Origin of the sequence: Kosakonia sp. S57 (genome assembly GCF_016516575.1) — a bacterium.
GTDB classification, from domain to species: domain Bacteria; phylum Pseudomonadota; class Gammaproteobacteria; order Enterobacterales; family Enterobacteriaceae; genus Kosakonia; species Kosakonia cowanii.
Genome location: NZ_JACVUL010000004.1, coordinates 120,572 through 138,858, shown reverse-complemented (window position 1 = coordinate 138,858; position 18,287 = coordinate 120,572). Strand labels below are relative to the sequence as shown.

Annotated in this window: 19 protein-coding genes; 1 reads left to right on the top strand and 18 read right to left on the bottom strand. The window is 55.8% G+C overall.

All coding sequences use genetic code 11. The annotated features are described in order from the left end of the window. Positions 1–71: 71 nt before the first annotated feature. Positions 72–1,487 carry a phage tail protein gene (locus IAE48_RS05430; RefSeq protein ID WP_200133726.1) on the bottom strand — a complete coding sequence of 472 codons (1,416 nt, stop codon included), beginning with the start codon at positions 1,485–1,487 and terminating at the stop codon, positions 72–74. A gap of 152 nt (positions 1,488–1,639) precedes the next feature. Between IAE48_RS05430 and IAE48_RS05425 the strand changes: the two genes are divergently transcribed. Further along, positions 1,640–1,891, top strand: coding sequence for a hypothetical protein (locus IAE48_RS05425; protein ID WP_200133725.1), 252 nt, complete (start codon positions 1,640–1,642; stop codon positions 1,889–1,891). Between the two features lie 5 nt (positions 1,892–1,896). Here IAE48_RS05425 and IAE48_RS05420 read toward each other — a convergent pair whose 3' ends face one another. The 17 genes from IAE48_RS05420 to IAE48_RS05340 all read right to left on the bottom strand — a co-directional run bounded on the left by IAE48_RS05420 (position 1,897) and on the right by IAE48_RS05340 (position 18,235). Further along, positions 1,897–2,850, bottom strand: coding sequence for a hypothetical protein (locus IAE48_RS05420; RefSeq protein WP_200133724.1), 954 nt, complete (start codon positions 2,848–2,850; stop codon positions 1,897–1,899). Further along, entirely contained in the window at positions 2,850–6,632 is a 3,783-nt protein-coding gene (locus IAE48_RS05415) for a phage tail protein (protein ID WP_200133723.1), read from the bottom strand. The genes IAE48_RS05420 and IAE48_RS05415 overlap by 1 nt, the downstream gene beginning before the upstream one ends. 55 nt (positions 6,633–6,687) lie before the next feature. After that, a complete protein-coding gene (locus IAE48_RS05410; RefSeq protein WP_200133722.1) occupies positions 6,688–7,287 on the bottom strand; it encodes a tail assembly protein in 600 nt (199 codons plus the stop codon). Beyond that, positions 7,275–8,006, bottom strand: coding sequence for a C40 family peptidase (locus IAE48_RS05405; protein WP_200133721.1), 732 nt, complete (start codon positions 8,004–8,006; stop codon positions 7,275–7,277). The genes IAE48_RS05410 and IAE48_RS05405 overlap by 13 nt, the downstream gene beginning before the upstream one ends. 12 nt (positions 8,007–8,018) lie before the next feature. After that, positions 8,019–8,792, bottom strand: coding sequence for a phage minor tail protein L (locus IAE48_RS05400; RefSeq protein WP_200133720.1), 774 nt, complete (start codon positions 8,790–8,792; stop codon positions 8,019–8,021). An 8-nt stretch (positions 8,793–8,800) separates the two neighbouring features. After that, positions 8,801–9,151 carry a phage tail protein gene (locus IAE48_RS05395; RefSeq protein WP_187799125.1) on the bottom strand — a complete coding sequence of 117 codons (351 nt, stop codon included), beginning with the start codon at positions 9,149–9,151 and terminating at the stop codon, positions 8,801–8,803. Positions 9,152–9,231: 80 nt separating this feature from the next. Beyond that, on the bottom strand, positions 9,232–12,948 hold the full coding sequence (locus tag IAE48_RS05390; RefSeq protein ID WP_200133719.1) for a phage tail tape measure protein: 3,717 nt from the start codon (positions 12,946–12,948) through the stop codon (positions 9,232–9,234). Beyond that, a complete protein-coding gene (locus IAE48_RS05385) occupies positions 12,948–13,211 on the bottom strand; it encodes a DUF1799 domain-containing protein (RefSeq protein ID WP_255564393.1) in 264 nt (87 codons plus the stop codon). The genes IAE48_RS05390 and IAE48_RS05385 overlap by 1 nt, the downstream gene beginning before the upstream one ends. 47 nt (positions 13,212–13,258) lie before the next feature. Continuing rightward, complete coding sequence (locus IAE48_RS05380; protein WP_200133718.1) at positions 13,259–13,570, bottom strand: phage tail assembly chaperone; 312 nt, start codon at positions 13,568–13,570, stop codon at positions 13,259–13,261. Positions 13,571–13,622: 52 nt separating this feature from the next. Further along, positions 13,623–14,300, bottom strand: coding sequence for a phage tail protein (locus tag IAE48_RS05375; RefSeq protein ID WP_200133717.1), 678 nt, complete (start codon positions 14,298–14,300; stop codon positions 13,623–13,625). 53 nt (positions 14,301–14,353) lie between these two features. Next, the gene (locus IAE48_RS05370; protein ID WP_200133716.1) at positions 14,354–14,764 is read right to left on the bottom strand and encodes a phage tail terminator-like protein; all 411 of its coding nucleotides are present in this window, start codon (positions 14,762–14,764) and stop codon (positions 14,354–14,356) included. Further along, positions 14,736–15,344, bottom strand: coding sequence for a hypothetical protein (locus IAE48_RS05365; protein WP_200133715.1), 609 nt, complete (start codon positions 15,342–15,344; stop codon positions 14,736–14,738). Before IAE48_RS05365 ends, IAE48_RS05370 begins: the two co-directional genes overlap by 29 nt. 1 nt (position 15,345) lies before the next feature. Beyond that, a complete protein-coding gene (locus IAE48_RS05360) occupies positions 15,346–15,696 on the bottom strand; it encodes a hypothetical protein (RefSeq protein ID WP_200133714.1) in 351 nt (116 codons plus the stop codon). A gap of 1 nt (position 15,697) precedes the next feature. Next, the gene (locus IAE48_RS05355; protein WP_200133713.1) at positions 15,698–16,180 is read right to left on the bottom strand and encodes a DnaT-like ssDNA-binding protein; all 483 of its coding nucleotides are present in this window, start codon (positions 16,178–16,180) and stop codon (positions 15,698–15,700) included. A 37-nt stretch (positions 16,181–16,217) separates the two neighbouring features. Next, positions 16,218–16,460 (bottom strand): Ig-like domain-containing protein, encoded by a 243-nt coding sequence (locus IAE48_RS24035; RefSeq protein WP_370568962.1) that lies wholly within the window; start codon positions 16,458–16,460, stop codon positions 16,218–16,220. A gap of 38 nt (positions 16,461–16,498) precedes the next feature. Beyond that, positions 16,499–17,452, bottom strand: coding sequence for a major capsid protein (locus IAE48_RS05345; RefSeq protein WP_076770035.1), 954 nt, complete (start codon positions 17,450–17,452; stop codon positions 16,499–16,501). A 12-nt stretch (positions 17,453–17,464) separates the two neighbouring features. Next, on the bottom strand, positions 17,465–18,235 hold the full coding sequence (locus IAE48_RS05340; RefSeq protein ID WP_200133712.1) for a hypothetical protein: 771 nt from the start codon (positions 18,233–18,235) through the stop codon (positions 17,465–17,467). Positions 18,236–18,287: the final 52 nt, after the last annotated feature.

Below are 18,287 nucleotides of genomic sequence, written 5' to 3'. Positions count from 1 at the left end.
TAAGAACTGCTGTGTGTACCAGTGTTTGCCCCGCCCCGACGCTACCTGAAGACCCGAAGGGCGGGTCTTTTTTATTTATCCGGGGCTCTCTCAGCATGCTGATTCCAGATGCTGTTTTCCGGCATATCCAGGCGCACATCGATCCAGCTCGTCGGCGGTACGTCGATGGCTACGCCTTTTTGCAGTTCGATGTCACCGTCATCGGAAAGGACATAACGGCGCTTATAGAGTCGAATGATGAGCGAGCCATCCTCCGTCTGCTCTGCTTCCACGATGCCCATATCGCCAGAACCTTGCGGGTCGCGCGGCGGCGAAATTTGCCACCCGGACTTAGCCAGGCCAGCAGAGCCCTTGAGAAGGTATACACCCGTCGCTTCACGGGTCAGAGTAACGCCCTCAGCTTCGGCATTCGCCACGCCTGCGCCACACCACTCGAAGTCTGCCTCGTCGATATCAGGACGGGTACAGTCCTCTTTGCCTTTCACAATACGAACGATCGGCGACGCTGCCTTGATTGACCCGTCTGCAGCTCTCGTGGTGTTACCTGTGCTGTAAAATTCCACCCGCGCGCCAAACCCGGCCTGGGTGTTGACGCTTTGCCCAAACAGCCTGGCTGTTCCTCCAATGGATGCGAGAAGATGGAAACCATAGTTGGCGCTCAGGGCGAAGTTGAGCCCCACGCCTCCTGTACCGGGTACAGGGTTATTACCACCAGCAGAGGGGATCTGGATAAACCGGTTAACCGGGTAAAGCCCTGAATTGGTTGGCGCTGATGAAAGGTCAGTTCCGAGTGAAAAAGCGCCGACCTCCATCACCTCACCCGGATTTGTTCCGGTGTTTTTCGTTGAGGCGCTCCCAAGCCCGAGACCGCTGCGGGCATCTGACGCTGTTTTCCCCCCGGTACCGCCCTGCGTGATACTCAGCGCTGTGGTCAGCCCGCCAAGAGAGGTGATATCTGAGTTGGCCCCGGATGAGGCGGCTGACAACGACTGGCGTGCATCCGCTTTCGTCTTTGCTCCGGTACCGCCCTGCTCAATACTCAGTGCGGTAGTCAGCCCGCTGAGCGAGGTGATATCTGAGTTGGCCCCCTTCTTCGCCAGCGATTTCTGGCCGGGCACGGTGACCGGCTGCCCGTTGATGGTGATTGTCACGTCACCAACACCGTTCATCACATCGGCAAATCCGCCCATGTAGCGCTGGTACATTGTGAAAGTTTCAGCGATATCCTGTGCCAGACCGTCAACAGAAAGGCTGTCGCTCAGCAGAATGGCAAATTTGGTACCCTCCGGAACGGCCGGGCTGGCAGCCGGGGTTACCATGAGACTGGTTGCGCTGTTAATGGCAGTGATCTGAAAAGCCTGTACCGGGCTTGTCAGTGCCAGCACCGTGCAGCCGTTACGGATAAGAGAGCCTGCCTGTGTGAAATTCGTGCCGGTGCCGGTCAGGGTATTGCCGCTGACCGCGATGGAGCCAGTTGTGTAAATCATTGTTTTCTCCGGGCATGGCGCCAGAATACGGCGCGCGTATAAACGATCGATAAAGTCGATCAATCAGGAAATATTGATCTGTTTAATCTATTTAGAGCCTGACCAGGCGGCCAATAGAATGGATTGACATCCATACTGTTCAGGGAATAAAGATGAAAATGATTAACGCTGCAGCGGTTGTGCTGGTTTCGTTAATGGCATCAGGCTGCGCAAGCAACACGCCGCCGCTGTGCTATAACGGGGCGGTGGTGATGAAAAGCCGGGTGGCGGTACCGGTATTCGGCATAAGAAAACCGGTCAGCACCACCGAATATCTCTCCGGCGGCAGCTTTGGTTATCAGTGGGTTGAACGGAGTGCGTTTACTGATACATCGTCCTGCGACAGGCTGCCGCTGACGGAGTGATAACATCAGGCCAGGCCAAGGGCATAATTGTAGTACTGGTCATAGAACTGCGTTTCGATATACCCCACACCACCACATGCCCACCCCCGCATTCGCCTGCCCTCGTCGGGACTGCTGATAAAGGTGCTCTGGAATACTTTTCCCACCTGCACCTTATACCGGGTCCCGTCATTTCCCGCTGATGCACACATAAAATTGCTGTACCCCGTCGGATAAGCCGGGTCCTGCGGAACGAAGATGTGCGCCGTGACGCTGGAAGATACCGCCAGCGGCGTGTCGCTGGTGATATCCCCGTTCGTCAGCGGTATAACCTGAAGGGGAAGACAGTTGCTGTGCCAGACCATCTGCCCGTCGCGGTAGAGGTAGAACCCGTAATCCGGAATGTTCGCGAGAATATTCGAAAACACATACACCCTGCACCCGGTCTGATTGCTGCCATCCGTGGGAAACTGCAGCGCGTGATACCCGTTTGCCGTGGCGGGCTTCCACCAGCTAATGTCCATTGCCGCCCCGGTGTGCCGGTGAAAGCACATGACCGGGTTACCCGCCGGAACCTGCGTCTGCACCGTTCGAGCGCCGGCAGGCACATCGATGATTTCCCGCAGGCAAAACGGGACATAATTAGGTGCCAGTTTGACCGTCCTCACCCCATTCAGGTACTGGAAGAGCTGAAAGCCAAAGTAGTCGCTCTGTGTGCCCGCCACCGGGCTGCCGTACACAATCAGGGTGACGGCGTTATTTACGTTCCATGATACCGTCAAGCCGCTGACACTGACGCTGTAGGTTGCCCCGGTAAACTGCCCTCCCATAAAGTCATTCACGATGGCATACGTCAGTTCCACCCCGGCAAGGGAGTAGGTCTTACTCCCGGCACCGGTGATGGTAATGACATCCAGAACATAACTGGCCGCCATGGCGTTGATGGCGTCAAAGCTGGTACCTGCAATAAACATCTGCATTATAAGCGTTGCCCCATAACGGCTGCCGGCCGGTTTTGTGCGTCAAAAGAGATGATGCGGTTGTTCGTTATCTGCATGCGCCCCTGGCCCGATACCGCGCCGTTGACCTCAAACGTCCCGTCCGCCTTCATGATGGTCCCGGTCTGACCGGCCACATAGTTGGCGGAATACCACGATCCCACTTTGGCGAGCGTGATTGACGCGTAATTGATAAAGGCTTCGTTGATGAAGGTCTGCCCGTTCTGCACCACGAACGGGAGGCTTACCGTTCCGCCTGCCTGCGACATCACGGCGAAACGGTCGGCCAGAAAGAGCACCTGCGACTGCATGCCTGAAGGCGAGTTCTGCACACCGATCCCCATCCCTGCAGCATACTGGCGGCCATTGGCATCCACACCCACCTTGATGCTGTACATCGCAGAAAGGTTACCGCTGATATCAGCAACTGCCTGCGAATTCTGGACAATCGCCGCATGCTGACCGTTTAACGTCACTGACAGGGAGTTGATTCTGGTCGCGGAGACCTGTGAGAAATCAGCCATCGTTTTCGCAAAGTCAGTGACATTTGCCGTGCCGCCGCCCGCGCTGGCATCCAGCGTCCTGAGCGACTCGGCAACGGCCTGGCTCGCATCTGCCATAACAGTGTCAACACGCTGGATACCTGCGGCGTTAGCACCGTACTGCACGCTCATTCGGGTGGACTGACTGACCTGCGCCAGCGTGGTGGTAATCAGCGCAATGGAATTGCTCTGAATCCCCCCTCTGATGTCACTGCCATCAATGCCAGCTATTTCTGCTGAAATTTCCTCAAAGCGCGACGCAGTGGACGAGTCCAGATCCGTCACGGTCTGCGTCAGCGCGGTGACATTTGCTGCGTTTTTGTTGGTCCGCGCAGTCAGCTCATCTACCGCCGTTGCCCGCGCTTCCTCCTCAGTAGCCAGCGCCTGGCGCACTTCGGTAATACCGGCGGCGTTCTGATCTGTCTTTGCCTCCAGGCGGATCACATCGGTAACGCGCGCTTCGGTTTCGGTGGCGATAACCTCGCGAAGTTGTTCGAACCGCGCCGAGTTAGCGCCCTGCTGGGCTGACTGCCGGACAACAACATCCGCGATCGCCAGAGCATTACCGATAATGGCTTCTGCCGTCTGGCGGTTTGCGCCTGCCGCTGCAGCCAGACCGGCTGCGTTCTGTTTAACTGCCTCAGCGAGATCCGCGACCGCCTGGCTGCTCTCCACGCCGTTCTCGATGAGGTCTTTAAACAGATCGGTATCCTTGATCTGCTCGAGTACGGCCTCTGTAATATCGGTCACATCGGAGCTGGACTGGCCGCGGATCCAGTCGGTGTAGGCTGACTGATTGCCGGTACGGTCAACAAGCCTAGCCCGGTACCAGAACTCCTGCCCGGCCTTGAGACCCATCTGCTGGTAGAGTTTCTGCGGGTAAGGTACAGCCGCCAGCAGCATCGGGTTTAATCCGTCTGCGGTTAGGCTGTACTGCAGTTCCGTGCTCAGCGTATCGCCAGTGTCTTCCGGAAAATCCCAGGTGATATTGATACCGAATACGACATCCTCTGACGCTGACAGCCCTACCGGCTTTGGAACATTGCCCACGCGCCCCTTAAGGTGTGTCAGCAGTGAAGAGGCCCACAGACTTGAAGCCCCTCCTGAGTTGATGGCACGCACGCGTACAAGATAGTCACCCTCAAAAATGCCGGGTACTTCTATATTGCGCAGCCCTGTTTCTGGCACATTAATCCATTCATTATCTCCACGCTTCCACTGCATCTGGTATGAGATAACATCAGCCTGAGGCTTGCCATTTTTATCCAGTGGCGCATCCCAGGATGCGATCAGTGTAGTAATTCGCTGCCCCTGTCTTACGGATTCAAAGCTTGATACCTGGATATTAGTCGGCTGATTAACAAGCCCGGTCGGAATCAGACTGATCGGCGGCGTCTCCAGTCGGGCATTATTATCAACCGCGTCATATTTAGAGGAGTTATATTCTGCCCCGGTAATGGAGTAGGTATTTTCCTCATCATTGAACGTCAGATTAGTTACTCTAAAGTACTGTAATCTCAACTGCCCGGCGTCTATAACAAATACTGCATTCGGCAAAGGGTCCGCTTTGAAGGGCGTGGACACCACAAGCTGCGTACCATTTACAGCCTGGATAACCCGACTTTCGACGGTTCCACCCTGCGTGCGAATCATCAGCGTGTCGCCAGCAACCGCGCTGGTGCCCCGATCAGTTGTCACAGCCTTCAGCCCGCCGTTGTACCCGGCAACCCGACCACCGTACACGCGACCAGAAAGGCGTTCATCGGCAAAGGCAAACACCGTGCCCGGCACATAGACATAGCCATCAAGCCCAGTTTGTAGGGTGATAATGCGGTCAAGAGAGTTGGAATACACCGCCCAACCACCACGACGCTGAGCCTCACTCTCTCGCGTACAGCCGATCGCTGTGATTTGCGTCTGCTTAAACTTGAACTGTTTCACCAGGTCCGGGAACATCACAGCCGTAGTTCGATCCTGATAGTGATTGTCCGGATCGCTGAAATTAATCAGTGCACTGGAAAAACGGGTCTTTTCACTGCCGCTTGAGTAGACCGGCTTGCCGATCACTGCGGCGCGGGTGAGGATCTGCAGTTTCGACGTATCCGCTGGCATGTCAGAGACAACGTTGAACATGTTGTTGCCCCAGAACGTCATCCCATTGAACCCGGCGGCGATATCCTTGATCACCTGCCATGCGTCGGCCTGAGACTGTATATAAACGTCAAATATAAAGCGCGGCTCGGTGCCGCTGCCGCCCTTTCCGTCGGGCACCTTCTGATCGCAACGTTGGGCTATACGGTATAGCTCCCACTTATCCAGCATATCCGCCGTGATGCGGCGGCCAAGGCCGAAACGTGGTTCGGTCAGAACGTCGAACCAGATCCATGCCGGGTTGTTCGACCATCCCCACTTGAACGTGCCATCCCAGGTGCCGCTGTAAGTACGGGCTAACGGATCGTAGTTTGAGGGGATTCGGATGATGCGCCCCTTCGGTTTACAGGAGATTTTCGGTATATTGCTGAATGATTTTGCATTGAACGAAACATACAACAGTGCTGTGTGAGGATAACGAAGACGAGCGTCAATAACCTCTGTGATGGCCTGCACCTGCGTTTTGTTCTGCAGCATCTGGCTGGTGCTGTCGTCCGTATCGCGTACCACGCGAATCTGCCAGCCGGTAGTTGCTTTAGGAAGGTTGATGCGGTGGGTAAGCTCATAAAGCGAGCTGAGCTTCTCGGTGACGGTCCTGGTCATAACCGTCGAGAACGCGCCGCCGTCTACGGCCAGGTCGATGTGATATTTGACAGTCGTACCAACGATATCGCCATTATTCTGCTGTTGCTGCAGGCCGGGAATGCCAATGCGCACGAGCACCGCATCAATCTGGGTATTACTCAGCGCGTGGGTCCAGGGGACAACTTTCATCAGCGATACGCCAATACTGGTTTCATTCTCGACCGCGGCAAAGCCAGGGATCGGGGTCTGTGTCTGGGTGCCCGGCCGGAAATCCCATGTGACGTTTTCAAAATTCATCGTCCCGTCGGCATTGCCCAGCGGCGTTCCGTCCAGAAAAATACGAGTTGCATCCAGGCCGCCTGCGAATTCCCCTTCACCAAGCGCCAGCAGCATGCGGCAGCGCGCCATCGACTGGGCACTATCTGGCTGTTCTACAGGCGTATGCTGCTTCTGGCTGCCACCCTTTGCACCAGTGATCGTTTCCATAATGTGTCCATAAAAAAAGCACCCGATTGGGTGCTTATGGGTCAGAGGGGTAGTATCAAATGTCTTCCGCAACTATGCCGGCGCTGATGATCGCACCGCCAATTTCCCGCTCGCCCCAAAGTGGCGCCACCGGATTACCCATCGCCAGAGTGTTAACCGAACCGCCGAAGGCGTAACTTGGCTTGTTGTCAGGGTCGTCGCGTCCCTGTAGCCCTTTAGGCTGTGGAGAGAGCATCTGGTAAATGCCGCCGGCCATCATTGATGCGCCTGACATGATAAGCCCGGCACCAAAGGTGAGACCTACACCGGTCCAGCCGGTCGCCACGCCGACGATAATACCTGCGACCACCATCACTGCCCCCAGGATGGTCTGGAACATACCCGCCTTCTTCGCCCCCTCCATAACCGGCGCAATACGAATATCACTGTTACCAGCCAGCTCCTGGAAATCCTGCACGCCTATGTTGCGCTTTCCACGAAACACGGCGAAGGTCATGCCGTTCTTTTTGGCGTTCATCAGGTAGTCTTCCAGCCCGTCTAAGTTGATGCACAGGGCTTTTACTGCCTCGGCGGATGTTTGCACCGCGAGGCGATGAACGCGCCCGAAACGAGCGCCCAGCGCGCCATATAGGCGAATAGTTGTTAGTCGCGGCATTTCTTGATAGTTCCCGGTAAATCTTTGTGGCGAACGCAAATCATTGTGCGATCTCTGAAATAGCCCCGCGCATAGGGTGTTACCTCTGAAACGCGCCCGTAAAGGTGATGCAATAATTCTCCTTCCTCAGTGATGATCCCGGCATGGTTCCACTTGTTCGACTGCACTTGCATAATCACCATGCAACCGGGCGCGGGGTCGCACTCAATAAAGCCCTCTCGCTCCCAATTTTCGGCGTAGAGATCGTCAGGGTAATGGCTTTCCCACCACGGATAATTAACGCGGAAGTCGTTGAGGGTTACGCCCTGCGTTGCGTGCCAGTCCATGATCAAGCCCCAGCAGTCATAAGAGCCCAGGATAAACGGGCGACCAATGAGCGGCGGCGCGTCTGGCGTGATCTCCGCGTATTCGTCGCAGTCGGGGGCGTAGATGCCCCACACAACACCGGATTGCGCGCACTGCTGGCGGTCTAGATCTGAGGGGATAGGCCGCGCGCCGTCGCCGGGGTGCGAGTGAATAACGCGGATAATCTCCCCTGAATCCTCCGCGTTTGCCCACTCTTCGGAATCGATACGGAAATGCTCGGTCGGGTTTTCGTGGGTGTTCGATACAGGGATATAGCGCTGGCGACGGCCAGACTGGATAACGAAGCCGCAGCACTCGCGCGGGGATTCCTCCAGCGCATGCGCCCGGATAGCCGACATTATGGTTTTGTTCATTGGTATGTCCGTTTATCGGGTGAAAAGAACCGTCGCCGGGAAGCCGCCAAAATCGAGGATCGCCGCGTTTGGCTCTGCAAGCCCGGCGCCGAACCGTTTCCGACAGTCACTTAGGCAACCGCCGCAGGCATCAAGGGCCGGATCCGCTACAGGGTTTCCCTTTGCGTCGAAGTAAGCCGTACCGTTATAGGTGCAACCGTCACCGCTCCGGTATTGTCCGCGTAGCGCCCATTCACAGAGGGAAGTAATTTGTCTGGTGGGAATTACCAGCCCCTGCAAGTCTGCCGGGCTGCTTAGCCCCCAAGTCACCACCTCGTCATCTTCGGACGTTTTGGTATCCAGCCAGAAGGTCTGGATCGTGAACATAGTCGGATCGGCAGTGGGATTAACGTGGTCGGGAAAATTCACCGCATCCAGATACACCGTATAGGTGTCGATAATGCTCACCTTCGCGTTCACCATGTCCTTAAACTGAAGGCATAGCGCGGAGATATGGCCGTCAAGGTTTGAGACGCTGAGTGACGGCTCTGCCGCCTGGTCAGTTGAGAGAGCCAAGCCTGTTAACTGGAAAGGCCAGAAATCATAGACCTCACCATCGAAGACTACAGGCTTAGGCCCGAGCTTGCTTTCGTCACCCTGCGCCTCGTCAATCTCCCGTGGAGTATGCGGAAAAGGACTGTAATGAAAGCGGTGAATACCACCACTGAATTCTGAGGCGTCCACTTTTACCAGCCGGACTTTTCCGCCAGGTGCAAGCATGGCTGCCGTATCAATAAGTGCTGTCATGGCTGTCCTCAGGCATAGACGCCGTAGGCGCGCTTTATGGTGAAAGTAAGCTCTGCTGCGTTGCTGCTGATCTGGTTCTTACGCACAGAATCTTTGACGACCCGATACAACCCCTTCTCCTCGCCAGGTGGCGTGATGATGAAAGCCTTAACGGTATGAGCCAGCAGGAATGAGCGAATTTCGTTTATCAACACCTCTTTGCCAACATAAATCATCGGAACCTGAATGGCAGTAGAGTTGATGCCATTTTCAGCCACCTGTTCATAACCATCGCCGAACTGTGAGGCCCGGATTGTCTGGTTATATTCGATTGCGCCCGCTCCAAGTTGCGCGGGCCATTTATAGGTTTCAACAGCCATGTTTGCTCCATAAAAAAGCCCCGCATAAGTGAGGCAGGCATCAGGGATTAGGCAAAACACCTTGCAATTATCTTTGAAAACTAACGTCCCTTCGTAAAGTTGTAGATCATGCCCCCTGGCTTCAGGTGCTTCTGAACTACCAGGGTTGCAGCGTTTTGTATTTCAGCCGCCATGGCGCGCCCCATAGCGTCTCCAGAGCTGCTGGATTGAGCCGAAGCGTTACCACTGGCATCGACGTTTACAGTGGTGTTAATGACTGGTGCAGCATTACCAGAACCGGACATGAGCCCCAGCATGGGCGGCCTGCCGACAACTCCGCCTTCAGCATATCCCTGAGCACCACGCATCATCGCATAAAGATTATTGACACCGATTGCAGCTGTGGCCTCTTTGGTAAAGACGAACTCACCGCCGTGTACCACGCCTTTGGGCTGATATTTTCCGCCATCGCCTGTGTAACCGCCGGTGTCGAATTCAGGGATATATCCCCCGTTCCACGCTGGCCGGAAAGACGGGACAGCAAAAGACTGGCCTGCACCACTACCTGCTGATGCGGTACCCGCAGAAATCCATCCCATTGCAGCCTGAACGGTGTACGCCACCAGCAGCCGGTTAATGACATCAGCGATCATCTTCATCATGGAGGCGGCGAAACTTTTGAAACTGGCCGTTCCGGTAGTGACCAGGTTTGTCAGCATATCTGATATACCGCCCAGGGCTGACTGCGCTACGCTTTGCATTGAGCCATAAACGTTGGTTGCCGCATCAAGGTACTCGGCCCAGCCTTTTCTAGCACCTGCCATCCAGTCGCCACGTAGTTTGTCTTCTGCTGCGTAGTAATCGTTAGCGGCCTTTAACTCCCGCTTATAACCGTCATCGTTGAGACCACCGCCCGCATTGAGCCATCCACTTCGCAGCTGAGACAGATTTGCCTGTCGCCCGGCGAGTCTGTCACTCATCGTGGCTCCAGAAGCAAGTCCGGCTTGCTTCTCCACCATCTGAGTAACGTATTTCTGCGCCGTATCCATCCGCTTATTCAGTTGCTCCTGAGCGGTGATCTGGTCACCAAGAAGAGCTTTCTGCTGCGCAAGTTGCAGCACCTGATTTTTGCTCGCCAGCAGAGACTTCTCCTGCTTTGATAACTGCCGGGTGCTCGCGGCCGCTTCCAGGACGGCAAATTTAGACTCAGTGGCATAAAGGTCGTTGCGCTGCTGACTGATTTTGTCATTAACAGAACGATGATCCTGAAGTGTTTTCAACTGTGCCTGAAGGGCCAGCAGTTCCGCCTGCGCAGAATCCTCAGCACGATCCCCTGCTGCCATCGTTATGCCCTTGGCTTTAGGGATCTTTGGATCTTTATACAGCTTCTCGATGCCAGCTCGGGCCTTAGATATTTGTTCAGGAGTCAATGGCTTGACTCTCTGCTCATACGGTAAGCCCTGCGTCGCTTTAACTGCTTTCGCGTTATCGGCAATAGCTTTGTTCAAATCCTTTTGTGCCAGCGCTCTTTTTTCTGCCTGAGTGGTTCCAGCATCCAAATATTTATTAAACGATATCTGCGCATCAATACCATCTTGATTTATCTTATTAAACTCAGCCCTTTTCTGGTTAAAACCTTCCTGAGATTTAATAACAAACCCAAGCTCTCTCTCTTGCTGAAGCAATGCCGCCAACTCTCTTTTTGCAGCACCACCATCACCGACATTACCCATACCAAAAACACCTGGACGGGATTGATTGGTGATTTCTTTAATTCTTTGCCTCACAACCTCAAGCTGTTCAGCTGTCGATTCTTTTCTACCAATACCTAAGGCTGCATCCCAATATGCTTTCCATGTATCAGATACGCCACGAATCACCTGATCAATAAGGCCAAGGTTGTCAATAACCTGCTGGCTGCGTTGCTGTTCTGCCCGACTATAACTATCAGCAGCTTTTTGCCCTGCTTCTTCCTTATCACCGCGGCGCTCAAGAGCCGAAATGTACTGAAACTCCGCCGCAGTTAAGTAATGCAACTGAGTGTTTAGCTCAATGGACGCCTTTACTGGTGAGTCGTAAAGTTTCTGGAAATTAGCTATCGTAGTATCTACTGACTGCCCAACCGCATCTTCCATGGCCGCAGCTGCTCTGGCAACAACCTCAAGTTTATTTCCATCAAATCTTCCCGACCCAACAATTTTCGCCAGAGTTGCCGATGATTCTCCTATTGTCACACCAGCATCATCAGCTATTTGCCTGGAAAGTTGACTAAGTTGCCCCGCCGTTTTACCAGCATAGTTTCCGGTTAAGATAAGCTGCTTGTTGAACTCACTGGCTTCCTGGGCGCCTTTGTACCATGCAATTGCCAGAAGTGAAGCCACCCCCACAAGCCCACCAACAGCAAGCCTGGCAGGAGTCAGGAAAGAAAGCATACCCCTGCCATGTTCGGCATTCTCAGCCAGTGAGTTCGCATTTTCTGAAAGTGATTCTGAAGAGTCGTCTGTTGCCTCTTTAAACCCAAGAACCTCTTCCTTGATAAATTGAAAAAGCCCGCCCAGACCTCCAAAAGAATCACTGATTTGCCCGCCCTGCTGGATCAGCACCATCCACAATGGCATGCCACCAGCAATGGACGTGGCGATATCCGTAAACTGCGCCGGCAGCATCCTTAATGCCTGCCGGTACTGCCCGGCACTAATGCCGCCCTTCTTCCATGCTTCATCCTGCTCACGAAGCTTTTCGATAAAAGGAGTTGCCTGCTGTGAAACACCGAGTTGGGCAGCCTTCATTTCCAGCAATTCGACCCGTGTTTTCCCGATCGATGCTGCCTGCTGTTCGAGGGTCCGGACAAATGAGTCGCGGATATTCTGCGCACGTTGCATCTCGGATGCCTCGGCGCGCTCTGCAGCCTCCAGCTCTGCAATCGCATCCCTGAGCATGCGGGATTGCATGGCAGAAACTTTTTTATTTGCTGCTTCCTGTGCGGTTGCGGCCTCCTGCACCTTAAGCGCAGCGATGTACGGTGCGGCCTCCTGCTGCAGTCCCATCTGAGCCGCTTTCAGCTCAAGCACCTCAGCACGTGATTTACCGATAGCCAGAGCCTGATTACGGAGAGACTCGACGAAGTTATCATTTTGTGACTGCAGGCGGGATGCTTCAGCTAAGGCCTGGCGCTCTGCGGCCTGTTTATCACGAAGCTCTTGTGCGGCAATCCGGGTCTGCACAGCCTCACTGGCGATAGCCAGTTCTCTTTCCCTGATTTGCTGAATCAGTGGGGCGGCTTCTTGCGTTAAACCCAGTATTGAGGCCCGATACTCAAGCACATCTGCCTTTGAGGCCCGGAAGGTAGCGGCTTGCTCGCTCAGAGATTTCAGGAAAGAGTCCTGCGCTGCGGCGGCACGTTGCGTGTCCTGAGCCAGCTTCAGTCGCTCCTGCCCTTCGGCGGTCTCTGCTTCCATGACCTGAAATAATTTATCGCGGGTGGTATCCAGCACTGCGCTAAACCGGCTGTAATCCTCATTACCGAGCAGTCCCTTACCGCGAAAGCCAGCCAGTTTGCTTTGCAGCGTTTCCAGCTCATCCATTGCCCGGTTAACAGGGCTGATTTTATTCAGAAGAGCCTGCAACTCTTCTTTTTGCTCTTTCAGGCTCTGAGTGTTTTTTTTCTGACTGTCGGCACCCGCCCGGAAAACGCTGTTCAGATCATCGGCCTTGTTTGCCGCGCCGCCGGCCGTCTGCTGGAAATCGTCCAGCGCCTTGTTTCCGTGCTCCAGCTCGGCGGTATTCACCCGGAGCGAAATTGTTGCAATATCAGACATTACGCCCCCTGATGCATAATTTTCAGCGCCACGCTTTCCATTACGCGAATATCCGTTAACGCGGTTGCCTCATCCTCCACCCCGTTCAGCTTCATCAGCCAGGGCAGCACGTTGTAATCCAGCCCGGTGATGCCGCCCATGCCCGTGCGCCACTGCGTGCCCATCGACTGGAAGACAGCGAACGACAGCCAGACATCGGGCCATACCTCAACTGTCAGCTCTTCTTCGGTATAGTCTTCGGCGCTGAGGCCAAACGCAGCCAGATCTTCGGTGGAGGGTTCAGGCGTATAAAACGCCGAGGCAACCGCTATCAGTTTTTTTCGCGGTTACCTGTCAGCTCCCGGTAGTAGGTGCCGACGATCGCTTTCATCGCGCCGGGGTAGTTATCCAGGAGCATCTCCAGATTTTCACGACTGAACTCATCCGGTAGTGCCCAGGACTCGGTGATTTCCGTCAGGAAGTCGATAGCCGTTTTTCCCTCGATTTCTTCGAGTGCAGCAAGTTCTTTGACCGGTTTATGACAGAAGGTAAACGTAAGTACGCCATCATCTTCGCCGGCGCGCGGAATGGTGACGTCTGCTTTGAACGTCGGTTTGGGCTGGAGCTGAAATTTAGTGGCCATGTGTTCCTCGGCAGAAATAAAGGCCCGCTACCGGGCCTGTTAAGGGAATGGATTAAGCGGCTGCCTGCGGGGCAGCATCTTTGTAAAAGGTGATATCGCGGGACTGGATGGCAAACGCTGGCTGTACCGTCTCGACGGCATTCGGTGCAGTGGTTGGCTGCGGATCGAAAGACGGCTTACCCGACCAGTAACGCGTTTCCTTCGCCTTCGGCACGTACATGCGCAGCGGCAGCGTGTCACCGGAACGGTCAGCAGCTGACAGCACGGCATAGATAGGCAGCGTGGAGTCATGCGCAACCGTAAAGGTCTGCGACTTGGCCGCCTTGTAGGTCGCCAGGTTGCGTTGGCGGTCATCGGCAAGGAACTGGATCTGCGTGTACTGCTGGTCACCGCCGGACTGTGAAACTTCGGTGATCTGCGGGATCTCAGTCCACTCGGCTACTTTGCTTAAGGAACCTATGCCGGAGCCAGCCGGGAAGAAGTTGGTATCGGTGCTGTTAATCACCCCGATCGTCACGCTGGTGGTCGTCTGCGCCGTGACGCGCGCAACCAGGCTATCAATCAGTGCCCAGCCACTGGAAACCAGCACCACATCGCCTACAGCGAGGCCGTGGCCGCTTGCAACGGTAAAGACAGCGCCTGCGGCATTGCTGACGCTCGTCACCGCCACAGGCGTGCCGAGTTTCGAGCCGACAAATACCGTGGCGCCATTAGGTAATGCGAAGCCCATAGGGATTCTCCGTAATATTAAAGTAAATAAGCCGGCAGAACCGGCAGGGATGATCAAGCTGAGATATCAGCCCGGTAGTTGATGCTGACGGGGATGGAGTAGGACACGCCGTCCACTATGCCGGGGTAAATGGCGGGCGGTGATGTCACCCAGGCGGTAAAGCCGTCGCCGGGGATCTCCCGGTTCTCCGGGAACAACCCGGCGACGCGCCGGGCCAGCACTTTGGCCTGCGATTTACCGCCACCCGCTGGCGCGACGACGGTGACCTGATACACGCCGGGGTAGACCCGGCAGCCCCCGGCCATATCAATGCTGTACGGCTGCGCGGGCATATCATGGGAGATCAGATACAGCCCGTCGCCAGGCGGGTCGAACTGAATGTTATCCCACGCCACCCGCACGCCCTCGCCGTCTGCCCACAGTCCCAGCATGGCTTCAAGCGCCGTTGTGATGTCCGGTATCATTTTTAACCTCGCTGACTGCCTCGCTGAAGTACCGCTGGAACTCGGCGGCAGTGATGCGCACCATGCCGCCGGGCGCCTGGCTGGAATGTCCCATCTCCAGACGGTAGGCGTACGGGACGTTATTACAGAAATAGATAGCCGTGGTACCGACTTTGAACTGCTCCAGTACCAGGTTGCCTGCGGTGAGCGTCTCGTGGCCAGCCTTGTCGATGCGCCCGGTCTCGCCAACGGCGCGCTGGTCAAACGACACCTGCCAGTTACCGCGAAAGCGCCCCCCGGTGTAGCCAGGCGGTGCCTTGATATCCATGCCGTCCTTAACTTTGCGGCCTGGCCGCAGCCGCCCTGCTTTAGTCAGGTTGTCCGGGTTTTGCCGCAGCAGACTGTTATGCTCGGAGACCGCCGCGTTATAGGCCGCCGCCGTCTGGTTCACCGCCCAAAGCTCTGGATTGCCGACAGGCGACATCTGCACCAGCCGCGCCAGGATTTTGATGCCGACCACCCGCACCACTTCCTCCTGTCGCTCCTTTGCCTGGCTGACGAACGCATTAATGGACACCATAAACGCCTGGTTATCTGCCATGTTATGCCCTCAGCTGAGCGCAGTAGCACAACAGCAGCTTGCCAGGATTGACCGGGTTGGGCTTCTCAATGCGGTACCATTTGCCGTCCACGTCCACCATGTCACCGGTGCGCAGCTCGGTATCAGCAGTAAACACAATACGCATGTCGCCGTTTATGATGACCGTACCGTCAATTTCGCCGGGTCTATACTCAGTCCGCACGCCGATCGCAGTGAAGGTCTTATCCGGCTCAGGATGTTCAACGCCTCCGATGACCGTTACTGTGCCCTTACGCTTTACCGGGTACGCCGCGCCGTTCTCAGTGAGCAGGCGCGTGCTGGTGGCTTTCATGCGGGTGTAGTTAACAGGCATATTACGCACGCTCCGCAAAAGCGTTTACTGCATAGCCACGACCACCAGCCAGCTCGCCGAGCAAAGCCATCACCGCCGGGTAAGACGGTCTGAACACTTCGCCATCAGCGACGGCATAAGTCGTGGTTACGGCTCCCTCCACGCGTTCGGACTTCACAGCTGCTTCTCGCACACTGCCCAGCAGATCGCCATCCATCGCCTCGACCGCCAGCATGCATTGCGCAGTAACAACCTGACGCGGTACCTCTCCGGCGGGCAGTTCGTATCCGTCCAGTTCGATGCCCGCGCGCGGCCACGCCAGCGGCTGCTTTGGTTCGCTTCGCCAGCCGGTCCAGTCCAGCCCCTCAAGGTAATCCATCGCCCGGATGAGCAATGGCGCGATCTTTTCCGGCAGCGTGATATCGCGCAGATCGGCAAAGGCTTTCAAATCCCCCTCGCCTGCATAGCTGTTCATGGCCGGTGAAGTGATATCGGTAATGATCATCGTTGCACCCAAAGAAACGGGGCTTGCGCCCCGTCAGTTAGTCTTCGGCAGCGGCAGTGAAAGTGATTTCTTCACTGGTTTGCGCCACTCCATCAGCTGTACCCGTCACGGTGAACGTTCCGGCGGTATCGGAGGTGAGTTTCACCGTAGCGCCGCCGGCAGAGCCGGTCTGTGATCCCTCAGTGCTCAGCGTGCCGCCAGTAGACGACCAGACGACAGCTACTCCGGACATGCCCGCGCCGTTACGGGTGTATTTCAGGGAAAAGGTAACCGCATCGATACTGTCAGCAGTTGCGGAGGTTTTATCAGCTGACAGTGTTACTCCCCCGATGCGGCCCCCAGCTTGATCAGCACACCCGCAGTGGATTTGTTGCTCGTGAAATGCTTTTTCCAGTTACCGGCCGTGCCGATGGCGGTCAGATCCGGGTTCTCGCCTTTGGCCGTGTCCCAGCTGTAGCCCAGCAGCTCAACGTTGACTGTACCCTCCGCGCGATAGCCGACCGCAAGGTTTTCCTGATCGTTGATGTCGTAGGAGCGGAAGCCCGGCGCCTGAGATTCAGTCACGGTCACCGCACCGGCCACCAGCCCCAGAATAGCGGCGGCATCCATGGTATCGGTCACCAGCACGGGCTTACCCAGAGTGCCCGGCTGGCCGCCGTACACCACCACGCCCGCTTCTTCGTATATCTTGCTGGCGATCGCCTCGTCCACAATGTCGAAGTAGGTGGCGGAGTGCATAACGAACAGCACCACGCGGTTGAATTTGTCACCGTATTTGCGCAGGCCACGCGTCAGGGTTTTCTTCCCGTCGGTTTCGATATCGGCGGTCACCACCATATCGGTGTTTGCTCCGATTGCCGCCGTCAGCGCCTTAAGGCCATATTTCACGTAGCCTTCCAGGGTAGCGTCAGCCACATCAACGCCAATCACTTCAGAGAACTCGTCAACCGTGCGGCCACGGCGTTTAAAGGCTTCCTCAGTGGTTTCGTACGGACCGTATTTCCACGGTGCCTTAACGGACACCGCTTCGCCTGCACCGATTTTTTTACCATTTACCTTGCCGGTGGAGTTCACGTCACGCGACTCGATGGAGCCACCTACCTTGTAGAAAGCACGCTTGCGGAAGTCGCCTTCAATCAGCTCGTTATCCAGCAGGATTGCCCCATTGGAGGAAGTGTTGAACACTTCCAGGTTGTCCTGGCGGCGCTCGAGGAAAGCGGTCTGCGCCAGATCGTCATAGATGACCAGATCGTTATTAACAGTTGTAGCCATTGAGTAAGTCTCTTATTTCGGAAGTTTGAGGAAGGCCTGCTGGCCATGCTTGCGGATATAGTCCGCCTTATCGCTGGCGCTCATCTCTGAACGTTTCTGACTGCCACCACCGCCTGGCTTGTGTCCACCCGCGCCGGTACCTTCAGCGCGCGGGAACAGGTGCGGGGCCGTCTCCTTGAGCGACTCCGCCCATTCAAGCGGGCTTAGTGGGGTTTTGCCGTCCTTACCGAACAGAACGTCGCCATTTGCATCAACTGCTACGGCCTCGCCTTCGTCGTTGAGCTGGAATGTGCCTTTGGCACGCAGGATCAGGTCATCGGATGCTTCCGCCAGTGCGCCAGCTTTTGACGCTGCCGACCGGATGGCATCGCCGAGAACGCGATCCCGGAATTTGCCGGAGAACGCTTCAGCTTTATCCGCGCGTTCATTGGCCGCTTTGATCTGCTTATCAACATCAGCGCGCAGGCGCTCGGTGCGTTTATCCAGCACCTCATCAATTTTCCCGGCGGCAATCAGCTTTGCCTCTTCGTCGTCAGAAAATCGCTGCAGGATGCCGCGCACCGCATCTGGGTCGATACCGTCAAAGCGAGACAGATTGTCTTTCTGCTGCTTGATGGTGCCCAGCAGCTCGGAGTTTTTGGTTTTCAGGCCGGAGACCTGGGCAGCGACCTGATCATCAATCAGCTTCTGAATTTCTGGCGTAATTTCGGTACCGCCGCCCGCGCCGCCCTGGCCATCATCTTCTGGTGCGTAGTATTTCAGGAGCATATTTCGGATTAACATGATTTCCCCTTGGGATGTTATGGGCCTCGCCCAATAAAAAAGGCTGCCCGGA

Coding starts and splice junctions, on each gene's coding strand:
- IAE48_RS05380 (WP_200133718.1), bottom strand. CDS start 13,570: ATGGCCACTAAATTTCAGCTCCAGCCCAAACCGACGTTCAAAGCAGAC.
- IAE48_RS05360 (WP_200133714.1), bottom strand. CDS start 15,696: ATGCCTGTTAACTACACCCGCATGAAAGCCACCAGCACGCGCCTGCTC.
- IAE48_RS05430 (WP_200133726.1), bottom strand. CDS start 1,487: ATGATTTACACAACTGGCTCCATCGCGGTCAGCGGCAATACCCTGACC.
- IAE48_RS05370 (WP_200133716.1), bottom strand. CDS start 14,764: ATGATACCGGACATCACAACGGCGCTTGAAGCCATGCTGGGACTGTGG.
- IAE48_RS05375 (WP_200133717.1), bottom strand. CDS start 14,300: ATGGGCTTCGCATTACCTAATGGCGCCACGGTATTTGTCGGCTCGAAA.
- IAE48_RS05410 (WP_200133722.1), bottom strand. CDS start 7,287: ATGCCGCGACTAACAACTATTCGCCTATATGGCGCGCTGGGCGCTCGT.
- IAE48_RS05395 (WP_187799125.1), bottom strand. CDS start 9,151: ATGGCTGTTGAAACCTATAAATGGCCCGCGCAACTTGGAGCGGGCGCA.
- IAE48_RS05425 (WP_200133725.1), top strand. CDS start 1,640: ATGAAAATGATTAACGCTGCAGCGGTTGTGCTGGTTTCGTTAATGGCA.
- IAE48_RS05365 (WP_200133715.1), bottom strand. CDS start 15,344: ATGGCAGATAACCAGGCGTTTATGGTGTCCATTAATGCGTTCGTCAGC.
- IAE48_RS05405 (WP_200133721.1), bottom strand. CDS start 8,006: ATGAACAAAACCATAATGTCGGCTATCCGGGCGCATGCGCTGGAGGAA.
- IAE48_RS05400 (WP_200133720.1), bottom strand. CDS start 8,792: ATGACAGCACTTATTGATACGGCAGCCATGCTTGCACCTGGCGGAAAA.
- IAE48_RS05415 (WP_200133723.1), bottom strand. CDS start 6,632: ATGGAAACGATCACTGGTGCAAAGGGTGGCAGCCAGAAGCAGCATACG.
- IAE48_RS05340 (WP_200133712.1), bottom strand. CDS start 18,235: ATGTTAATCCGAAATATGCTCCTGAAATACTACGCACCAGAAGATGAT.
- IAE48_RS05355 (WP_200133713.1), bottom strand. CDS start 16,180: ATGATCATTACCGATATCACTTCACCGGCCATGAACAGCTATGCAGGC.
- IAE48_RS05420 (WP_200133724.1), bottom strand. CDS start 2,850: ATGCAGATGTTTATTGCAGGTACCAGCTTTGACGCCATCAACGCCATG.
- IAE48_RS05345 (WP_076770035.1), bottom strand. CDS start 17,452: ATGGCTACAACTGTTAATAACGATCTGGTCATCTATGACGATCTGGCG.
- IAE48_RS05390 (WP_200133719.1), bottom strand. CDS start 12,948: ATGTCTGATATTGCAACAATTTCGCTCCGGGTGAATACCGCCGAGCTG.